The organism is Sporosarcina sp. P34 (genome assembly GCF_002743375.1).
Lineage (GTDB): Bacteria > Bacillota > Bacilli > Bacillales_A > Planococcaceae > Sporosarcina.
On sequence record NZ_PDZC01000007.1, the window covers coordinates 129407 to 148883 of the forward strand.

The 19477-nt window shown below is 41.4% G+C and carries 17 protein-coding genes; 6 read left to right on the forward strand and 11 right to left on the reverse strand.

Features of this window, described 5'->3' with window-relative positions:
• Positions 1–121 precede the first annotated feature (121 nt).
• From CSV63_RS11615 to CSV63_RS11630, 4 genes are all read right to left on the reverse strand, one after another.
• Complete coding sequence (locus tag CSV63_RS11615; RefSeq protein WP_099695949.1) at positions 122–1411, reverse strand: cation:dicarboxylate symporter family transporter; 1290 nt, start codon at positions 1409–1411, stop codon at positions 122–124.
• A 98-nt stretch (positions 1412–1509) separates the two neighbouring features.
• A complete protein-coding gene (locus CSV63_RS11620; protein WP_099695950.1) occupies positions 1510–2385 on the reverse strand; it encodes a response regulator in 876 nt (291 codons plus the stop codon).
• A complete protein-coding gene (locus CSV63_RS11625; protein ID WP_099695951.1) occupies positions 2382–3656 on the reverse strand; it encodes a sensor histidine kinase in 1275 nt (424 codons plus the stop codon). The genes CSV63_RS11620 and CSV63_RS11625 overlap by 4 nt, the downstream gene beginning before the upstream one ends.
• 155 nt (positions 3657–3811) lie before the next feature.
• Positions 3812–4717: a DMT family transporter gene (locus tag CSV63_RS11630; protein ID WP_099695952.1), complete on the reverse strand. Its 906-nt coding sequence runs from the start codon at positions 4715–4717 to the stop codon at positions 3812–3814.
• A gap of 132 nt (positions 4718–4849) precedes the next feature.
• Here CSV63_RS11630 and CSV63_RS11635 point away from each other — a divergent pair, with 132 nt between their 5' ends.
• From CSV63_RS11635 to CSV63_RS11650, 4 genes are all read left to right on the forward strand, one after another.
• Positions 4850–5284 carry a hypothetical protein gene (locus CSV63_RS11635; RefSeq protein WP_099695953.1) on the forward strand — a complete coding sequence of 145 codons (435 nt, stop codon included), beginning with the start codon at positions 4850–4852 and terminating at the stop codon, positions 5282–5284.
• A gap of 68 nt (positions 5285–5352) precedes the next feature.
• The gene (locus CSV63_RS11640) at positions 5353–6195 is read left to right on the forward strand and encodes a YitT family protein (RefSeq protein ID WP_099695954.1); all 843 of its coding nucleotides are present in this window, start codon (positions 5353–5355) and stop codon (positions 6193–6195) included.
• Positions 6196–6510: 315 nt separating this feature from the next.
• Positions 6511–8043 carry an AbgT family transporter gene (locus CSV63_RS11645; RefSeq protein ID WP_099675986.1) on the forward strand — a complete coding sequence of 511 codons (1533 nt, stop codon included), beginning with the start codon at positions 6511–6513 and terminating at the stop codon, positions 8041–8043.
• 117 nt (positions 8044–8160) lie between these two features.
• Positions 8161–8730 carry a nitroreductase family protein gene (locus CSV63_RS11650; protein WP_099695955.1) on the forward strand — a complete coding sequence of 190 codons (570 nt, stop codon included), beginning with the start codon at positions 8161–8163 and terminating at the stop codon, positions 8728–8730.
• A gap of 111 nt (positions 8731–8841) precedes the next feature.
• Here CSV63_RS11650 and CSV63_RS11655 read toward each other — a convergent pair whose 3' ends face one another.
• Positions 8842–10356 carry a BCCT family transporter gene (locus tag CSV63_RS11655; RefSeq protein WP_233192066.1) on the reverse strand — a complete coding sequence of 505 codons (1515 nt, stop codon included), beginning with the start codon at positions 10354–10356 and terminating at the stop codon, positions 8842–8844.
• A 428-nt stretch (positions 10357–10784) separates the two neighbouring features.
• On the opposite strand from CSV63_RS11655, the gene yedE reads away from it, so the two are divergent.
• Together yedE and yedF are read left to right on the forward strand one after the other, a co-directional pair.
• Positions 10785–11993, forward strand: a complete 1209-nt coding sequence (gene yedE / locus CSV63_RS11660) for a selenium metabolism membrane protein YedE/FdhT (protein WP_099695957.1) — start codon at positions 10785–10787, stop codon at positions 11991–11993.
• Positions 11983–12222, forward strand: a complete 240-nt coding sequence (yedF, locus tag CSV63_RS11665; protein ID WP_099673420.1) for a sulfurtransferase-like selenium metabolism protein YedF — start codon at positions 11983–11985, stop codon at positions 12220–12222. Before yedE ends, yedF begins: the two co-directional genes overlap by 11 nt.
• Positions 12223–12660: 438 nt before the next feature.
• Here yedF and CSV63_RS11670 read toward each other — a convergent pair whose 3' ends face one another.
• The 6 genes from CSV63_RS11670 to CSV63_RS11695 all read right to left on the reverse strand — a co-directional run bounded on the left by CSV63_RS11670 (position 12661) and on the right by CSV63_RS11695 (position 19438).
• On the reverse strand, positions 12661–14322 hold the full coding sequence (locus CSV63_RS11670) for a BCCT family transporter (RefSeq protein WP_099632028.1): 1662 nt from the start codon (positions 14320–14322) through the stop codon (positions 12661–12663).
• Between the two features lie 125 nt (positions 14323–14447).
• Entirely contained in the window at positions 14448–15530 is a 1083-nt protein-coding gene (locus CSV63_RS11675; RefSeq protein ID WP_099636230.1) for a tartrate dehydrogenase, read from the reverse strand.
• 17 nt (positions 15531–15547) lie between these two features.
• Complete coding sequence (locus CSV63_RS11680; RefSeq protein WP_099695958.1) at positions 15548–16993, reverse strand: aldehyde dehydrogenase family protein; 1446 nt, start codon at positions 16991–16993, stop codon at positions 15548–15550.
• Positions 16986–18080 carry an aromatic ring-hydroxylating oxygenase subunit alpha gene (locus CSV63_RS11685; RefSeq protein WP_099695959.1) on the reverse strand — a complete coding sequence of 365 codons (1095 nt, stop codon included), beginning with the start codon at positions 18078–18080 and terminating at the stop codon, positions 16986–16988. The genes CSV63_RS11680 and CSV63_RS11685 overlap by 8 nt, the downstream gene beginning before the upstream one ends.
• A gap of 48 nt (positions 18081–18128) precedes the next feature.
• Positions 18129–18377 carry a ferredoxin gene (locus CSV63_RS11690; RefSeq protein ID WP_099632031.1) on the reverse strand — a complete coding sequence of 83 codons (249 nt, stop codon included), beginning with the start codon at positions 18375–18377 and terminating at the stop codon, positions 18129–18131.
• Between the two features lie 26 nt (positions 18378–18403).
• The gene (locus CSV63_RS11695; RefSeq protein WP_099675979.1) at positions 18404–19438 is read right to left on the reverse strand and encodes an NAD(P)/FAD-dependent oxidoreductase; all 1035 of its coding nucleotides are present in this window, start codon (positions 19436–19438) and stop codon (positions 18404–18406) included.
• Positions 19439–19477: the final 39 nt, after the last annotated feature.

Here is a 19477-nt window from a genome sequence, read left to right on the forward strand (position 1 = left end):
ATCCATACTGTTAATCATATAACAAATCAAGCATTCCTACAATTGAATGCCGTCATAATGCTTGTCCGACATCATCAACACCATAAAAAAAACTGCCCTCACTCATGAGGACAGCCTTTGATTAAACTAATTTCTCTTCTGCAAAAACAAATTGTGGTTCGCTTTCTACCTTCTCAGGTTCTTCACCAAAACGACCTTCCCACTTCGACAAGACAACTGTTGCAAGTGCGTTTCCGACTACGTTAACTACTGTACGTGCCATATCTAGCAAACGGTCGATACCTGCGATGAACGCCAATCCTTCAAGCGGAATGCCCACTGTTCCAAGCGTTGCAAGTAACACGACGAAAGAAACGCCAGGAACGCCCGCAATTCCTTTAGACGTAATCATCAATACCAAAACCAATGTGATTTGTTCCGTAATACTCAACTGAATTCCATACATTTGTGCAATAAACATGGCAGCCAATGCTTGATAAAGTGTAGATCCGTCTAGGTTAAACGAATAGCCAGTCGGCACCACGAAAGATACGATATCTTTCGGACAACCGAATTTTTGCATTTTCTCCATCACTTTCGGTAACACGGTTTCCGAACTTGACGTAGAAAACGCTAGAATTAACTCGTCCTTTAGGATTTTCATGAGATGGAAGATGTTCACACCGACGATCTTCGCGATTCCACCTAACACGACGATGATGAAGAATATCATCGTTGCATATACAAGAACCATTAATTTACCCATCGGAATGAGTGATTCCAAACCGAATTTAGATACGGTTACACCAATTAAGGCAAATACACCAAACGGCGCGAATTTCATAATCATATTCGTTACCCAGAACATCGCGTCCGCGACCCCTTGGAACACATCCAGTACCGGTTTGCCGCGCTCTCCAATTGCCGCTACGCCTAATCCAAATAATACAGAGAAGAAAATGATTGGCAACATATCACCATTCGCCATCGAATCTACGATATTACTTGGTACGATGCCGACCAACACATCCATGAAGCCGCCATTCTGCACTTCTTCCGTTGTTTGAACATATTGCGAAATGTCCCCTTTTTCAAGAGAAGACATATCAATGCCGTCACCCGGTTTGAAAATATTTGCTGACATAAGGCCAACAATAATCGCAATCGTTGTAACAATTTCAAAATATATAAGCGTTTTACCGCCAAGTTTTCCTAATTTCTTAATATCACCGGTACCTGCTACTCCAATTACCAACGTTGAAATAATAATAGGTACTACGATCATTTTAATCATATTAATGAACATCGTGCCGATTGGTTGCAAATATCTTTCTACGCTAGGATTACCGTAGAAGATTGCACCGACTGCAATACCTAAAACCAATCCAATCAATATTTGGTAAGCTAAAGACAATTTAAATATCTTTCTCATCGATAATCCCCCTTTGACGTCCTCTGAAAACGCTTTCTTTCAGTAACTTATTCATATCTTACGGGGGGCCTACAAAATTCTACAGCATTCTACAAAAACTATTTTCGTTTATCTACCGTCTCCATATATAAAACATGCAAAAATTTCTTACTGTTCACTTTGATCGGCTTATTATCAAGAGTTTCTTCTTGAATTTGTTTCATTCGTACACTAATCTCTTGGAAATCAAAAAAGCGCGGTGCATAGTATTCAAATTCATCGATTGTATAATCCACTGCGCCAAGTGATGCTAAGTGTTCCATTGCAGTAAGGATCGCCCGACGAATTCTTTGTTCCATTGCCTTACTTTCCTTTTGGATGTCTTGATCAGGTACACCTAGTTTAGTTAAGGCATCTTCATATAATCCTTTTAAAGGCGGTAGCTGAATAGCTCGTTGTTCAGTCAAAACTTCCATAATGGCTATGATGTCGCGGCTCGCGCTGTCACTATAGATCCCCATGTCGTGTAACTTCTTCAGTACAATATCTTTTACCGGTTGCTGTACTTTTGGCTGCTCGACGGAAGCGAATTGCGCCAATGATTCCCGAATCGTGAGTAAGGAGTTTTTCAGGCGGAGCTGTTCTGCTGTACGTCGCACTATACTTTGGACTTCTATTTGGTTGATTGGTTTATGTATGAAGAACTCTACCCCGACTTGATAAGCTTCTCCAACCATTTCTTTATTGACGACTTGGCTCAACATAATGAATTGGCCGCTGTAGCCTTCTGTTTTTAATTGCTGAATCGTTTCAATTCCATCAAGTTCAGGCATTAATAAATCAATCAATACAACGTCGGGAGCCAAGGATAGGATTTGAGGAATAGCTTTTACTCCGCTATCCGCCTCTCCAATTACCATCCCTTCCGCCTCAGTCAAGATGTTTTTCAGCATCACACGGCTTGCTTTGTCATCATCTACGATAAAATATCTCATGTCTCTATCTCCTTCATGATGGATTTCAGAGGGATTTTCACGGTTACGATCAGACCTTTATCCAGACGTTCTACAGCAATCATACCTTGCATCGCATCAATAATAGTGGAAACATGCGATAACCCGATACCTGTTGCTGCCGTTCCTTGATCCGTAAACTTCGTTGTATAGCCCGGTTCAAAAATTACGTCTTCATGCTCAATAGGAATCCCTTTTCCTGTATCGCGCACACTAAAATACACCGATTCCTCATTACTGTTGATTGTAATGAATATATGGCCTTTCTCTTCAATCGCTTCTACCGCATTCGCTGTCAAATTGTTTAACACGGCAAGTAAAGGTACGTGCTGACCCGTTTGGAAGTCCTCGTGAATTGTAGTTTCCACTACACATTCCTTACCAATCATTTCACTATATTTTTCATTCGCAGTGACGACCATGTCGAGTAAATCTGATAAGTAAAAAGCCTCTATCTGTTGCCGAGTTGTCCACTTTGACAAGCCTGCTAAAATACGCTGGGAATCTTTTTTCACTTCGTGGATTTCCTGCGCGATGTGTAACGCCTGGCTGCTAAGCTCCCGTTGATTCTCTTTTTTGAGCTTGCGGTATAAGTCATGACTTGACGCGGTAATTTGTTCTATATGATTCATGGATTTTTGCAAATACAACGCTTCCGCATATAGTTCCGAACCTACCCCGAGCATCTCCTCTACACGCTGCTTCTCTTTTGATAATGCCACGGAACTATATAACCCCACTGTGAAGAAACTACGTAATAACGCGACGCCTACGAGTATTCCCCATTCTTTACTATTAAGTAGTGAACCATGCAGCCACCAGTTACGCAGTGCATGCTCAGACGAATTACTAATTACTTCAAATAAAAAAGCCAACACACCAAGTCGAAGTGGGAAAGATTTATACTCTTCAAGTCCAACAAAGTGCCAGCCGACCGCGACAATAAAGTAAAATAAAAAGACCGGTACATGCATCTGTAAACTTTCAAGTAAAGCAGCACCCAGCCATAGCTCTTTTGTTACGCGAAATACAACTACGGTAACTGCCGTAACAAATCCTGTGCGCAAAATAGAAACAGGTGGATAGATCAGAATCAGTAAAAAGAATAAAATACCGCCAAGCGCAAAACGAAATATTTCTCCGTCAAACGGCATCACTTTCAATTCACCGGTAAGGGCTGTCACGATTGCAATAAATACCATTCTGGCTGCTTCCGATTGATAGAATTGACGCCACATTAATTTTATATTCATAAGTTTCTACTCCTAATAAAATAAGTAATCGTACACGTATTATAGCAACCCAAAAACTAATGTACAGTTTTGGAATTAAACGGCACGAGTACAGTAAGAAAGCCATTTATTATAGTTATATATCGAAAGAATGAAACTAGTATCATGCCTATCCATTATCCTTTATTACGTATATCCATCAGTGTAACAGGAACCTTCTTGCGATAATTGACGAAGCAGATACTGACAACGACAAGCAACAAGCCTACCCACAACGTATGCGTCATTGGCTCTCTGACAAATACTGTACTGATAAACACAGAAATTACGGGAACTAAAAAGGTAAAAACAGCCACCTTACTTGCCTCTCCCGCACGAATGAGTGAATAATAAATGATGTACGCAACCGGGATCCCCATCGTTGCACCGAATACGAGTCCGAAAATATACATAGGATGCCACTCTATTGTAGACCAGCTCTCTGTAGCGGAACTGACTATTAGCAGCACGACACCCCCTATAGTAAATTGCATCGCTACCATCCAGTACGCATCAATTTCCTCACTTACTTTCTTCACATAGGCAACTCCAATTGCCCAAAAGAAAGCGGTCAATACACCTAGTATCACGCCCAGCAAGGAAATCTGGGTACTGAAATGTTCAACACTAACTACAACTATTCCGATGAATCCAATCAACAGACCAGTTACTTTAATTGCCGTCATACTTTCACCCAACCACATCCAGGCAAATAGACCAAGAAGAACCGGCTGGAAATATACAAGTACAGAGAATAACCCGCCCGGCAAATAGTGCAGTCCAATTGTATGTAATCCGAAAAATAGGACGGTATTGAAAAGAGCCGATATACAATACTTCCGCCAATGTTGACGCCATTGCAACCTGTCACGTAGTTTTATAATTAACAGTGCAATCAAACAACCACCAAGCAATGCACGCATTCCCGAGAATACTAGTGGTGGTGCATACACAATCGATAGTTTGTAAATTGGCCAACTGACACCCCAAATCCCTACTAAAATCACCAACGCCAAGGAAGATTTCGTGAATAGCTTGTTCACTCTCCCATCCTTTCCATTGTATTTACCATTTTGATATAATCTATTCCCGCTATCTTTTTTCTGACTACAATCGAAGACAAAGGTTTTCTTTTTTACAAAAGTTCCTTATGATTACTAATGGAGGCGATTTACTTGAAAAAGCTATTCGCAATAATGATAACTACTGCTGTACTAGCAGCTTGTAGCAATGATGAACCAAAAGATCCGATTGAATCAACAGAACCAGTTGAAGAGACAGTACCGAGAGAACAAACAGGCGACGAAGTAGAAAAAGGGCTAAAAGCAGATACAATAGAGCATAAATACGTTGCGTTTGCTGATGACCAAGTACCTGTCAATTCCAAAGTAAAGTTTCTTGGAACTGTGACGGCTGTTAACGAAGGAACATTAACTGTGCAAAGCAACGCTGATGAATCCTCGGATGAAATCGTATATGTGAATGATATTCGACTTGGAGAACGTATGGATATTTTGGAAGGCTTTGAAGTTTCCGTTTACGGTACGTATGTAGGGAAAAATGATGAAGATATACCGGTTATTAAAGGAATTTTCATTGACGTGGACTAAAAACTATAAAGAAGTCATTTGAAGCGACATACTATAGTATGTCGCTTTTTTCGGAAAGAGAGGATTGCATGCAACGAAAACTAGTAGATTACGCCGCTTTACTCTTGGGATCCTTTATATTTGCACTTGGAATTAACTATTTTGCGATTCCGAATATGCTATCTGAAGGCGGCGTTATCGGGATTACTATCATTACATACTATTTATTCGAATGGTCTCCTGGACTCGTCAGTTTCATAATCAACTTAGCACTCGTTGCAATCGGGTACAAATTCTTCAGTAAACGGACGATAATCTATACGGTCATCACCATCATATTCTCGTCCGTTTTCCTTGAGCTTACGAAGAATTGGGGAGAACAGTTAGGCAGTGACACATTACTGGCTGCGTTGTTTGCCGGTTTATTTGTTGGTGGTGGTCTCGGAATGATCTTTCGTGTTGGCGGTACTTCCGGAGGTGCGACAACAGTGGCACGGATGCTTCAGCAGTGGCTCGGATGGAGCGTTGGGAAAGCGATGCTAGTCATTGATATTTCCGTCATTTTATTGTCGGCTTTTGTTATCGGTAAAGAAAAAGCAATGTTCACACTCGTTGCTGTCTACGTGGGTGCAAAAGTGATCGATAAAATCGTCGACGGTGCAGATGATCGTAAAGCCGTGATGATTATTTCGAAACATCAAGAAGACATTCGCCAAGAATTGCTCACTACATTGGGCAGAGGTGTCACGATTCTCGATGGACGCGGCGGCTATACGCTCGAGAGACAAGCAATTTTATATATTATTATTAACCAGACGGAAATTGTTCAATTGCGACGTATTTTAGAAAAAGTAGACGAAGATGCATATGTCACAATCAATAATGTACAAGAGGTTTTTAAGCGTGGATTCAAGGAAAGGCGACCAAAATAAATTGTTCTCACAGTCTATGAGAGAGGCAATTTCGCAGTTATTTTACTTGCTTGCGAAGGATTTTAATCAACGTGAAATGTATTCTATGTAAATTTATAATAATTAATCAGCCCCTGCCTGCCTATTATTCGGTAGGCTTCTTTTTGTTTTAGACTATTCAACCTCCTCGCAAGAGTCGCAACTATCTTCCAATTTAATTATTTTAATAAAGCATTTCACTCAACAGAGTTCTTCTATATACTTGATACTGTCTAAAAAATTTATACCTTTTCGTGATAGATTGAATAGTGTTTTTTTAAGTGGGAGGAAATTATCATGGATCAACAGAAAAAAGGATTTTTCCAGAAGTTTTTGGATATGATCGAGAAAACTGGTAACCGATTGCCGCATCCGGTTACATTATTTGCTGTTTTGGCTTTATTGGTAATCGTCATCTCAGCAGTTGTCTCTTACTTCGGCGTAAGTGCTGAACATCCGGGTAAAGAAGGCGAAATGATTGAAGTAAATAATTTACTGAGTAGTGAAGGTATTCATTACATCATTACGAATATGACCGATAACTTTATCGGTTTCGCTCCGCTTGGTGTCGTACTCATCACGATGCTTGGTATTGGTGTTGCGGAAGGTTCAGGGTTAATCAGTGCTTTACTTCGCGGCTTTGTAATGTCTGTTCCAAAACGAATGATCACGCTTGGATTAGTGTTTGCAGGCGTTATGTCGAGTGTAGCGTCTGACGCAGGCTATGTTGTCTTACCGCCACTAGGTGCGGTATTGTTCGCAGCACTTGGTAGACACCCTCTTGCGGGTCTAGCAGCTGCCTTTGCCGGGGTTTCCGGTGGATTCAGTGCAAACTTGTTACTTTCTGGTACCGATGCATTACTTGGCGAATTGACGATCATGTCAGCAGCAATCATTAATCCCGAATACGCAGAAGGTATGAATATTGCCATGAACTACTACTTCATCGCATTTTCTGTTATCGTTCTGACTATCGTTGGTGCGTGGGTCACAGAAAAAATCGTAGAACCACGTCTTGGCGAATATAACGGTGAATTCCGTGAGAAAGTTGAAAAGCTGACTCGTCTTGAAAAGAAAGGGTTGATTTTAGCAGGTGTTTCTGTCGTTGTTGCAGGAGCATTGGTTGCCCTTCTTGTCGTATTCCCGGGTGCTCCATTGCGTGGGGATGAAGCGGATATGCCAATCATCAAATCACCATTCATGAAATCGCTCGTGCCGATTATTGCATTCCTGTTCTTTGTGCCGGGTCTTGTCTACGGTAGAGTAACGAAACTGATTCGTAATGACAAAGACGTAGCCGCTATGATGTCCACGACGATGTCTGCAATGGGAATGTTTATCGTCTTGTCATTCACGGCAAGTCAGTTTGTTGCCTTTTTCTCGGAGTCAAACATGGGCTTAGTGTTAGGTGTTTACGGCGCAAACTTCCTTGACAGCATTAATTTAACGGGAATTCCATTGTTACTGATGTTCATCCTAATTGCGGCGTTCATCAACTTGTTCATCGGTAGTGCATCTGCAAAATGGGCCATGATGGCACCAGTCTTCGTACCGATTATGATGCAGCTCGGCTATTCTCCAGAACTGACGCAAATGGCATATCGTGTGGCAGATTCTTCAACCAATATCATTTCACCACTCATGACCTATTTTGCGATCATTATTGCGTTTGCGCAGAAGTACGATAAGAAAATGGGGATTGGAACGCTCGTTTCCGTTATGTTCCCTTATTCCATGTTCTTCTTACTATTCTGGAGCGCCACGTTAATTATTTGGATGTTGCTAGGAATTGATCTTGGACCTGGCTCCCCTATTTATTACTTGAAATAAGACGATCAGTACCCCGAAAGAGCATTCTTTGCTCTTTCGGTTTTTTTTATGATACGATAGTAGTTGATAATAGTTTTCATTTAGAGTGATTCTATTTAAGTAAAGGAGTTTTACATTATGGGCTACGAAGGAAAAAACGATGTAGAAAAATCAATTATGAGCAGACGCTCTATTAAGAAGTTTAAAAAAGATCCGGTTGATATAGATGAAGTGATTGAATTATTGAATGTTGCGAAGTGGGCACCTAACCATAAATTGACTCAACCTTGGCGTTTTCAGTTATACACAGACGCTGGCAAGGAAAAATTCGTGGAAGCGTTTCTGGCTTCACAAGAACAAGACGGTGCCTTACCAGATAAAGCTAAGAACAAAGCAGCATATTTCCGCGACATTCCCCTTCACTTAGTTGCCATCATGCCGGAAGACTCCCGTAAAAAACGCTGGGATGAAGACTATGCTGCAATTTCCGCAATGATTCAAAACTTCCAGCTCGCCGCATGGGAACGCGGTATTGGTATGATCTGGCGTACCAATGATTGGACGCATGATCCAGTATTTAAAAACGCAATCGATGTAGCACCTGATGAAAAAATTGTTGGGACATTGATGATTGGTTATCCTGCACATATTCCTAAAGCTGAGAGAAGGAAGAATATAGAGGAATTACTTATAATTATCAATGAATGATTTCCAATAAAATAGCAATGCCCCTCATTGCCTGCTTGTCCGTGAACGGCAAGCAAGAAATGAGGGGCTCATTTATTCATTCATCGAAATCCAGTTTAGTACATATAGTATTTACTTTTTGACTATTCCTTGCTCGACCGCTAGCTCTTTGGCTACCTTGGGAGCATACCAGATAACAGGAAGTAATAGAATGGATACTGGGACAGCTGCGATGACTACAAAGGATTGTAAGGCCCCAATTCCACCCCCGCCAATCTTTATAAGTATCGTAGCAATTGTCGCCATGATCATAACCCAAAATACACGAACTGATTTTGGTGGATTGCCCACACCTGTTACGGCCATGGATATCGAGTAAGACATGGAATCCACCGTAGTTACCACAAACAAAGTGGTCAGTATCAAGAAAACGGATGGCATGATAGTTCCAAGCGGCATCTGCTCTGCTATTGCAATAATTGCACTAGGCAAGCCGCCTTCAGTTAACGGTTCACTCACGGACCCCGCATTTTTCAGCTCATAGAATATACCGCTACCTCCGAGGATTGTGAACCAAAGATTGGCTACAACTGGTGCAATAATGGCTACTACAACAAATATCTCTCTGATCTTCCTTCCATTAGAGATCCTGGCTACGAATAACGCCACTAACGGTCCAAATCCGATAAACCAACCGAAGAAAAATAACATCCATGAACCAAGCCACGCATTGTCTCCGCGAAACGTACTGATAGTAATAAATTCACTGACGTATGTTCCATAAGAGGTCAGGAAAGAATTGACGATGAATAATCCCGGCCCGAACAACAATAGAAATACAGCAATCACAGCTACCATATTGACATTCAGCTTACTTAAAAATTGTATCCCTCTATTGATGCCCGTAAGTGTAGATATCAGAACAACTCCAGTCAAAATAGCGATGACTGCGAGCTGTATAGTAAATTGATCGGTGATTCCGAAAATAGAACTGAGTCCATAGCTGACTTGTAAACCTAGAAAGCCGATCGGACCAATTGTTCCCGCTGCTGCCCCGATTATACAAAACACATCTGCTGCTGTGCCCCATTTACTTGTCAGGATTTTTTCTTTCAAAATAGGGTAAAGAAGAGTGCGTGGTTTCAAAGGCATTCCTTTATGTTTATGCGCATAAATGAGGATGATCGCACTGATCGCTCCATACACTGACCATGCAGTAAACCCCCATGACATATAACTTTGGGCAAGCGCAGGTCCAATTGCTTCTTCTGTTCCTTCTGTGATTCCTTTATGCATCGGAGGAACGTCCAAAAAGTAATACATAGGCTCTGCTGCTGCCCAAAAAACTCCACCTGCTCCAAGTCCGGTAGTCAAAATAACGGCCACCCACTTAAAATAACTCATTTCAGGTTTTGGGGAATCTCCTAAACGTACTTTTCCGTACTTTGATATGGCTAAAACTGCTCCGACTACAAATGTCGCAATCATTAAGAATTGCCAATACGCCCCGAAATAGCGAATAGATAATTCAAATCCCTTATTTACAAATGCATTTACCGCTTCCACTTCAAAAAGTGAAAACAACACAAACGCCAACAATACCCCTCCACTACATACAAACACCGGCCAATCAATCTTTCTACGTATGAACTGCCAATACTCTTCTATTATACTTCCACTCCATTCTATTTCTAAAGCCCTCTTTACCTGTCATAATCTAGTGATTGTTAGTTCAAGTATCGGAACGTAATAAAGAAAAAAGTTCACGTACTATAGTAGATTTCATCATTCCAGACACATTCAATTTCTTGTTATGCCCTACCTCAAAAGAACCTACGTTACAGACTATAACCTTGTTTTAAAATTGTCAACTTAACATATATATCAAATTAATCTGTTAATAACCTTTATTTCTATTTACTTTAAAGCGAAGTACATATTCTACACATCATGAATTTTAATCGAATACTCGATGTCTAGTATGCCTATTTTTTGAATGAACTTTATTTATATTGCACTTGATTTCTCGTCATTTAGGTTTACACTAGAAAAAGAACTTTTTAAGGGGCTATCATATGAAATCAAGCATACAATCTATTTTTCAACGCTATTGGAATCCCTATCTCGTCTTATTGATGGCGGGTATTCTGAGTGCACTATATTTCGGTTTAACATCAACTGTTTGGGCAGTTACCGGTGAATTTACTCGGCTTGGTGGCGATATTTTATTGTGGTTCGGAGTAGATATCTCAGACTGGCAATACTTTGATATGGTACATCTACAAGGAGCAACATGGAATAGACCGGATGGCTGGATTGTCTGGGGGATGTTTGTAGGCGCGCTCATTATGGTGTTGCTCAGTAATAGCTTCAAGATCCGTCTTCCACAGCAAAAGCGACGCTATGTTCAGGGGTTAATTGGTGGAATCATCGCAGGATTTGGTGCTCGTTTGGCACTCGGTTGTAACTTGGCTGCTTTCTTCACAGGCGTTCCGCAATTTTCTTTCCATTCTTGGATCTTCATTGTGGCGACAGGTATAGGTACATTCTTCGGTGCTAAACTGACTAAAACACGCTGGTGGAAAGGCAAGCCTTCGTTGACTCGGGGGAATGCAAAGCCGACACAACTAAAAAACCGTATGATCCAACCGTACGTTGGTGGAGTCATCGCTGCACTTTACATTGGACTCATTATATACTTCTTCGCGTCAGGACAAAAATTGCTTGGTTTAGGCGCACTGTTTGGTCTCGCATTTGGTATTCTAATCGAACGCGGACAAATTTGTTTTACTTCTGCATTCCGTGATTTATTTCTCGTTGGACGCAGTGTCATGGCAAAAGCGATTATTCTCGGAATGTCCGTCAGTTCTATTTTGATGATCATTGTCATTTCTATTTATGATGTAACACCGATCACACAAATTGCGGCACTTAGCACGTTTGTCGGCGGCGCATTATTCGGACTTGGTATTGTTATGGCATCAGGCTGTGAAACAGGTATGATGTATCGCTTGATGGAAGGTCAATTATTATTTTTGCCGGTATTTTTGGGCAATATTATCGGTGCTACGTTCCTTGCCTACGCATGGGATCACCTCGGTGTTTATAATGTATTAGTTAAGAATGGCGCGAAAATCAATCTACTTGAAACACTCGGACCCATTGGAGCCATTTCCATCACACTCCTCATGCTTGGCGGGCTATATGCATTAACAGTATATGGAGAAAAACGCTACCATCAGAAATTAGCAATTAAGAGAGGAATGAAGGTACATGCAAGCTAAATTAGAAGCGGACTTCACACTCGACCTTCGCGGTGAGTCTTGTCCCTACCCTGTTATTTACACATTAGAAACACTCGAAGGGTTGAATAAAGGCGAGTTGCTGCAAGTCATCACCGATTGCCCCGGCTCTTTCCGCAACGTACCCGAAGAAGCAATTGCTCACGGTTACAAATTTGCACAAGATCCTGTCAAGAACGGACAAGAATATATATTTCATATTTACGCATGAAAAATAGGCAGCTTCCTCTGAAAGGGAAGTTGCCTTTTACATTCTTAAAACTGAAAACCGCACATCTAAATCAAGTTTTCTTTCTCAATGACAGTAGTCGTCTTTTTTATTCCTTGTTCCTTTTTCAATTGTGATCTCCACCATCTGTTCTTCCAGTTCGTCATAAGGTACCCCTTCATAAATATGGATTCCATCTTTTTACATACTGACACACCCATTTTATAAACGAAGCCATCATTGATAATATGATGAAGACCAGAGACAATGCAGTAATAACCGCTGCTATGTCCGATAACTATCCTTGATTCCCAAGCAACAGAAGTAGGGCTGTTCCTTGTATTGAATACCCGGAACAGCCCTTTTCATTTAATCTCTTACTTTATCAATCGATGTTACTGCTTACAACATTTATGGCTCACCCATTGCTTTTTATAGAAATTATTTACTCGTGACTACCATTTCCTCTTCCCGTGTCCCTTCCACGTCTGCCAAAAGTGCTGGTTCTTTCTTCGTCTCTACCGGCTTTATCGGTTTAGAAAGACCGGACTTTACTGGTTTAGAAAGTTCCGGTTTCCCCGGTTCAGAAGGTTCCGCCTTCTCCTTCGCTTTTTCCCCAGAAATGATTGCAGCCTCTTCTTTTAACCCAATAAATGTTGAGTAGCACATGAAGAGCATCATGACTGCGATTGGAATGGCTGTGGCAACGAGTGCAGATTGCAGCCCTGCTAAGCCACCTGTCATGATCAACACGATAGAGATAGCTGCGATGATCACTCCCCATACGATCTTCGTCAGATGTGATGGATTCGGATTCCCACTTTCACTGATCATACCAAGTACAAATACTGCTGAGTTTGCGGAAGTGATAAAGAAAACAATGACTAGCACCATGGCTAAAATACTCAAAAATACTGTCATTGGCAAGTATTCAAAAAACTTAAACAGTGCTGAAGTAACATCTGATTCCACCGCGGTTGCAAGTGCAGTCGCGCCTGCATTCTGGATGAACGTAATCGCTGAGCCACCCATGGCCGAAAACCAAATGAAAGATCCCAATACTGGGATGAAAATCGCACCGAACATAAATTCCTTTATCGTTCTGCCTTTTGAAATCCTGCCTACAAAGCTGCCGACCAACGGAGCCCATGCGATCCACCAGCCGAAATAGAACAACGTCCAACTTGAAATCCACGAACCATCCCCATATGGATCCGTACGGAATGACATGCTGATGAAGTTCTGCGCATAATCACCTATTCCTTGGAAGAAGATTTTCATAATCATCTGTGTCGGACCAAAGAGAAGCACCAACCCTAATAAAACGAACGCCAGTAACATATTCAAGTTGGATAGATGCTTCATCGCCCCTTGAAGACCGGAAACTGTCGAAGCCACGTAAATAATGCTAACGACTATGATGATGATCGCTTGTGTGGAAATACCGATCGGCACGTCCCAGAGATAATTCATGCCGCTATTGACTTGTAATGTTCCGAAGCCGAGCGAAGTCGCAATCCCAATGACGATGGATAGGATGACGATGACGTCGATAGTTTTGCCGAAAGTTCCTCGAATTTTATCGCCGACCAACGGATAAAAGACGGAACTTAAAGAAGCGGGTAGTTTTTTCCGGTACTGGAAAAACGCTAATGATACACCGACCAACGCATAGCAGGCCCATGCCGAAACACCCCAATGCAGGAAAACGAATTGCATTGCCGTTTTTGCAGATTCTTCCGAATAACCCGTTCCAAACGGAGGGTCTATGTAGTAGGAAACCGGTTCTGCAACTCCCCAGAAGACCAGGCTGATTCCTATAGAGGCACTAAATAGCATACCGATCCAAGTGGCCGTCTTATATTCCGGCCGATCATCATCATCTCCCAACCGGATATGACCGAATTTGGACATCCCGATATAAATACAAAAAACGAAGAAAATGAAAACGCTTCCCAAAATGAACCAACCTAGATTATTATAGATGAAACTAAGTGAGGAATTTGAGAAGTTTTCTAGCTGCTTCGGCGCAAAAATACCGATACTTATTAAAACTAAGCTAACAGCCAATGAAGAATAAAACACTGTTTTTTTATCTCTCATATTACCGCTCCTATTTCAAAGACCCACTTGTGTGGATGTGTCGAGTATCCCCACACACAGCCAAACGAGCGGGCATTTGTTAAATTTTAATCGGTGTTATTTGCATAACACCGATTAAATCGAATTTAAGCTTTAACTGACTGCAAATTCCCTATGATATCTACAATCCGATCTCCCACTTCAGAAGTAGAAGCGCTGCCCTTCATATCAGGCGTGAGCACTTCATCGTCCACCAATAATTGCTCGATAGCATCTACAACCATTTTACCGTATTGTTCGTAACCGAAGTGATCGAGCATTTGACTCGCAGACCAGATGGTAGCTAAAGGATTACCGATTCCTTTGCCTGCAATATCGGGAGCCGACCCATGTACAGGTTCAAACATGGAAGGGAATGTACCCTCCGGATTAATGTTTGCACCTGCAGCCAGGCCGATTCCGCCTGCAATTGCTGCGCCGACATCGGTTAAAATATCACCAAACAAATTCGAAGTAACTACTACTTCAAAACGTTTTGGATCTGTGATCATTAGCATCGCAGCAGCATCCACTAAATAAGATGCAGTTTTGACTTCCGGGTATTCTGCACTTACTTCTTCGAATACTTGATCCCAGAAGACCATCGAATAGTTTAATGCATTCGCTTTACTGATACTTGTCAGGCTACGGCCTTGTTTTTTAGCAGTTTCAAAAGCATAGCGAATAATTCTTTCTGTACCTTTGCGGGAGAATACACCGTTCTGCAGAACCACTTCATGCTCCTGACCTTTAAACAGCCAATCTCCAGCTCCCGAATATTCACCTTCTGTATTTTCACGAATGAACAGCATATCAATATCTTTGCGTTCGATATTCTGCAGTGGAGTATGTGCCCCTGCCAGCAACGTCACAGGACGAATATTGACATATTGATCGAAACTCTTACGGATAATCAACAAGAGATCCCACAAGGAAATGTGATCAGGAACACCTGGGAAACCAACTGCCCCTAAATAGATGGCATCGAATTCCTTTAGCTGCTCAATCCCATCTTCCGCCATCATCCGTCCTTGTTGCGTGTAATATTCACAGCCCCAAGGGAAATAGGTGAAATCAAATGCGAAGCCGCCGTCTAGTTCGGCAGTTTTCTTTAATACCTTAATCCCTTCGTCAATAACTTCGGGACCGATACCATCTCCTGCAATAACTGCAATTTTATACGTTTTCAATTTCGAATCCACCACTTTCATCCTTGATTCCAGACTACGAGTTTCATTTCTGTCATTTCTTCAATGGCATATTTCAAGCCTTCGCGTCCTGTTCCGCTCTCTTTTACACCGCCGTATGGCATTTGATCTACACGGTAAGTAGGTACGTCATTAATAATCACGCCGCCGACTTCCAAGTTTTTCGAAACATACAGAGCATGCTGCACATTATTTGTATAGATTCCCGCTTGTAAACCGAAACGAGAGTCATTGACTAACTCAACAGCTGTTTGCACGGAATCCACTTTATTCACCACGACAATTGGTGCAAACACTTCCTGGCAAGAAACTTTTAGCGCATGATCTGCATTTGCAATGATTGTAGGTTCCAGGACACCGTTTTGCGCATGGCCACCTGCAAGAATTTCTGCATCATAATTCTTTGTTTCTTCAATCCAGCTAAGTGTGCGCTCCAATTCTTTCTTTGAAATCAACGATGAGATATACGTATCTTCCGCAAGCGGATCACCTAACTTCAATTGTTTAGCAGCAGCAGCAAATTTAGTTGTGAATTCTTCGTAAAGATCTTCGTGAACGTAAATTCGTTGTGTTGAAATACACACTTGACCTTGATTCGAGAAGGCTCCCATAATACAGCGATCGATAATAGAGTCAATATCGATGTCCTTATCTATAATCAACGCAGAGTTGGATCCTAATTCCAATGTTGTCTTCTTCAATCCAGCTTTATTGCTGATTCCGATTCCGACACTTGGACTTCCAGTAAACGTAACCATTTTAACACGTTCATCTAAGACAAGAACGTCGCCGATCACACCGCCCGGTCCCGTGATGACATTTAGCACGCCCGGTGGAAGACCAGCGTCTTTAAATACTTCCGCAATGAATAAAGCAGATAAAGGTGTTTGGGAAGCCGGTTTCAAAACGATCGGGTTCCCTGCAGCAATTGCCGGGCCAACTTTATGCGCCACTAAATTCATTGGGAAGTTAAATGGCGTAATGGCTGCGATTACGCCAATCGGTTCACGCAATGTATAACCGATACGTCCTACACCACCTGAAGCAGCATCAAATGGAATCGTTTCTCCGTGAATGCGTTTCGCTTCTTCTGCAGCGAATTTATATGTCTCAATTGTTCGTAAAACTTCAGCTCTTGCAAACATGATGGGCTTCGCAGATTCACTTGAAATAACTGTCGCTGCTTCTTCTGTTCTCTCAGCTAGTATGCTTGCAACGTTTTCTAATATTTCAGCACGTTGAAATGCTGGCATGTTGCCAATAATTTTTCTAGCATTATACGCAGCTTCAATTGCTTGTTCCGTCAATGCTTGATCCGCCATAGCAATGTCAGCAATTTTTTCATTGGAGTATGGAGAATATAATGGAGCGTAGCTTGGTGCTTCTACATATTCCCCATTAATCATTAATTGTTTATTTGTTGTTCTGTCTAGTAATTTATTCATTGAGCGCCTCCAGAACCATTTCGTGGAATTGTACAATTGCTTGTTCAGATTGTGAGTAGCGACCTTTCTCGAATGCACGTGATTTGAAGCCGAGTTGCTCTAATTCAACCAATTCGATATCTTCAAAGCGAACTTGCTCCGCGAACGTCATCAAGTCTTTCTCTTCTTGAGTCAACTTATCCAAGCTGTCTTCGCTAAAGTAGTACGTATACACGATTTCAGTATTTTCTTCGTCAATCGGGACTAACTGAATAGTTGCCATATTTGCAGGTCCCGGATAAATTGTCAGCATCAAGTTCGGCCATAACCAGAAGAATGACCCGCCTTGCATTTCTGCTTCATCTAGATTTACTTCGCCGTATTTCTTATCAGGCTTCACCATAGAACCTTGTATTGAATAGTTCTCACACGTAATGATTTGATAATCATCCATGTCCAATGTGTCAATAAAACTTGGGTGTGCTACGTGACAATGATCACACTCGAGATAATTTTCAATAAATGCTTTCCAATTCGCTTTAATATGACGGGACTTCCTGTGAGTAAACTGTAGATTCTTCAAGAATTCAAATTTACCTAGACGATCGAAGAAATCGCCATATGATTCAGCCAATGGCTTTGCGTTGTCATCCAAGTTAACAAAAATTAAAGATTCGATTACTTCCATTCTCACGGAACGCAAGCACGCATCTTGAACGCAAGCAGCATCTTCTTCACTACGGAAGTTCGGTGCTTTGTTTAAAGCGCCATCCGTTTTGAATGTCCAGCCATGATACGAGCATTGTAGAATTTTCTTTTTGCCCGAATCACTTTTCTCCAGCTTCGTCGCTCTGTGAGGACAAACATTATAAAACGCGCGTAGAACTTCATCTGTTCCACGAATAATGATAAGTGGGTCATCGCCAACCTCAGCAGTAAAAAATGCACCTTTTTTCTCAACTTGGCTAACATGGCCGACTAATTGCCAACTCTTTGCGAAAATCAATTCTCTTTCTCTTTTCAATACCTCTGGATCCGTAAATAGGTTGTAAGGCATCGTTCTTTCAAAAGTTCTATTCGTTGCGTTCTGTACTTTATTATAAGCCATTTTTCATTCTCCTTCAGAGTTATATTTTTCATTTTATCAATTATTTTATCAACTAGCTTTAATTTTCTGACAAGAGAACGGAGTATCTGCCATTTTGATAGAGTTGGTTGGACAACCTTCAAATGCGTCTTCCAAATCCTCAATCAGATCTTCCGGAACTTCCGTAACTCCTTCATTGTCATCCAATAAAGCAAAAGCAAATCCATCGGCTGTGTAGTCAAATAGTTCGGGAGCAACAGGATTACATGCCCCGCAAGCAATACATGTACTTCGCTCCACCATTGTATATTGCGCCATTTCCTAGCCTCCTATCTAAAAATTAATCAGTTGACTCCAACCTTCGCTTTCTTTGGCACTTCTTCCGCTTCACCCATAACGCTCGTACTGTGTAGCGGTTGCATTTTTGCAGTCGGATCTATATATACTTTTGCGCTACTCACCGCAACAGGTGCTTCTCCAAAACCAGATGCAATCAGCTTAACTTTTCCTTCATAAGTACAAATATCGCCCACCGCGTATATTCCTTCAATATTTGTTTCCATTTTTGAATTAACCACTACGGAATTTTTATCTATTTCAAGACTCCAGTCTTTGATAGGACCGAGCGATGAGACAAAACCGTAATTGATCAATACGTCATCGACTTCAAGCTCTTCCAACTCACCTGTTTTCGAATGCTTGATGATGACCTTTTCAACTTTCTCGTCTCCCACCAATTCAACTGGAACATATGGCGTCAAGCAGTTCACTTTGGATTGTTTCAATAATTCTACACTGTGTTCATGTGCACGAAACTTATCTCTCCGGTGAATAATGGAAGCCTTTTCAGCAATCGGCTCAAGCATCAATGCCCAATCTACTGCAGAATCCCCGCCACCAAACAAAGCCACTTTCTTGCCTTGGAACTGATTCATGTTCTGAACGAAGTAATGAATGTTTTGATTTTGGAATTTCTCTTCACTTTCGATTTCCATCTTCCTTGCTTGAAAAGCACCGTTTCCGGCAGTGATAATAATTGTTCGTGAATAATGTACTCCACTATTTGTAGTCAACTTGAAAACACCGTCATGTTCTTTTAAGACTTCCATTACCGTCTCACCTAAGCAGATAGTAGTCTCAAATTGATTCATTTGTTCAACTAGATTATCTACTAGCTCCTGAGCTCTGACTTTAGGAAACCCTGCAATGTCATAAATATATTTTTCAGGATACAATGCAGAAAGTTGACCGCCTAGTTGGGGTAAGCTTTCAATAATTTTTACAGACATTTGTCGAAGTCCTGCATAAAATGCAGTAAATAGGCCGACTGGTCCACCTCCAATAATTGTTATGTCACTAACTTCGGCTGATCTGTTCATATTGTGCCTCCTCATTATCATTTATATTAAAGATATAGT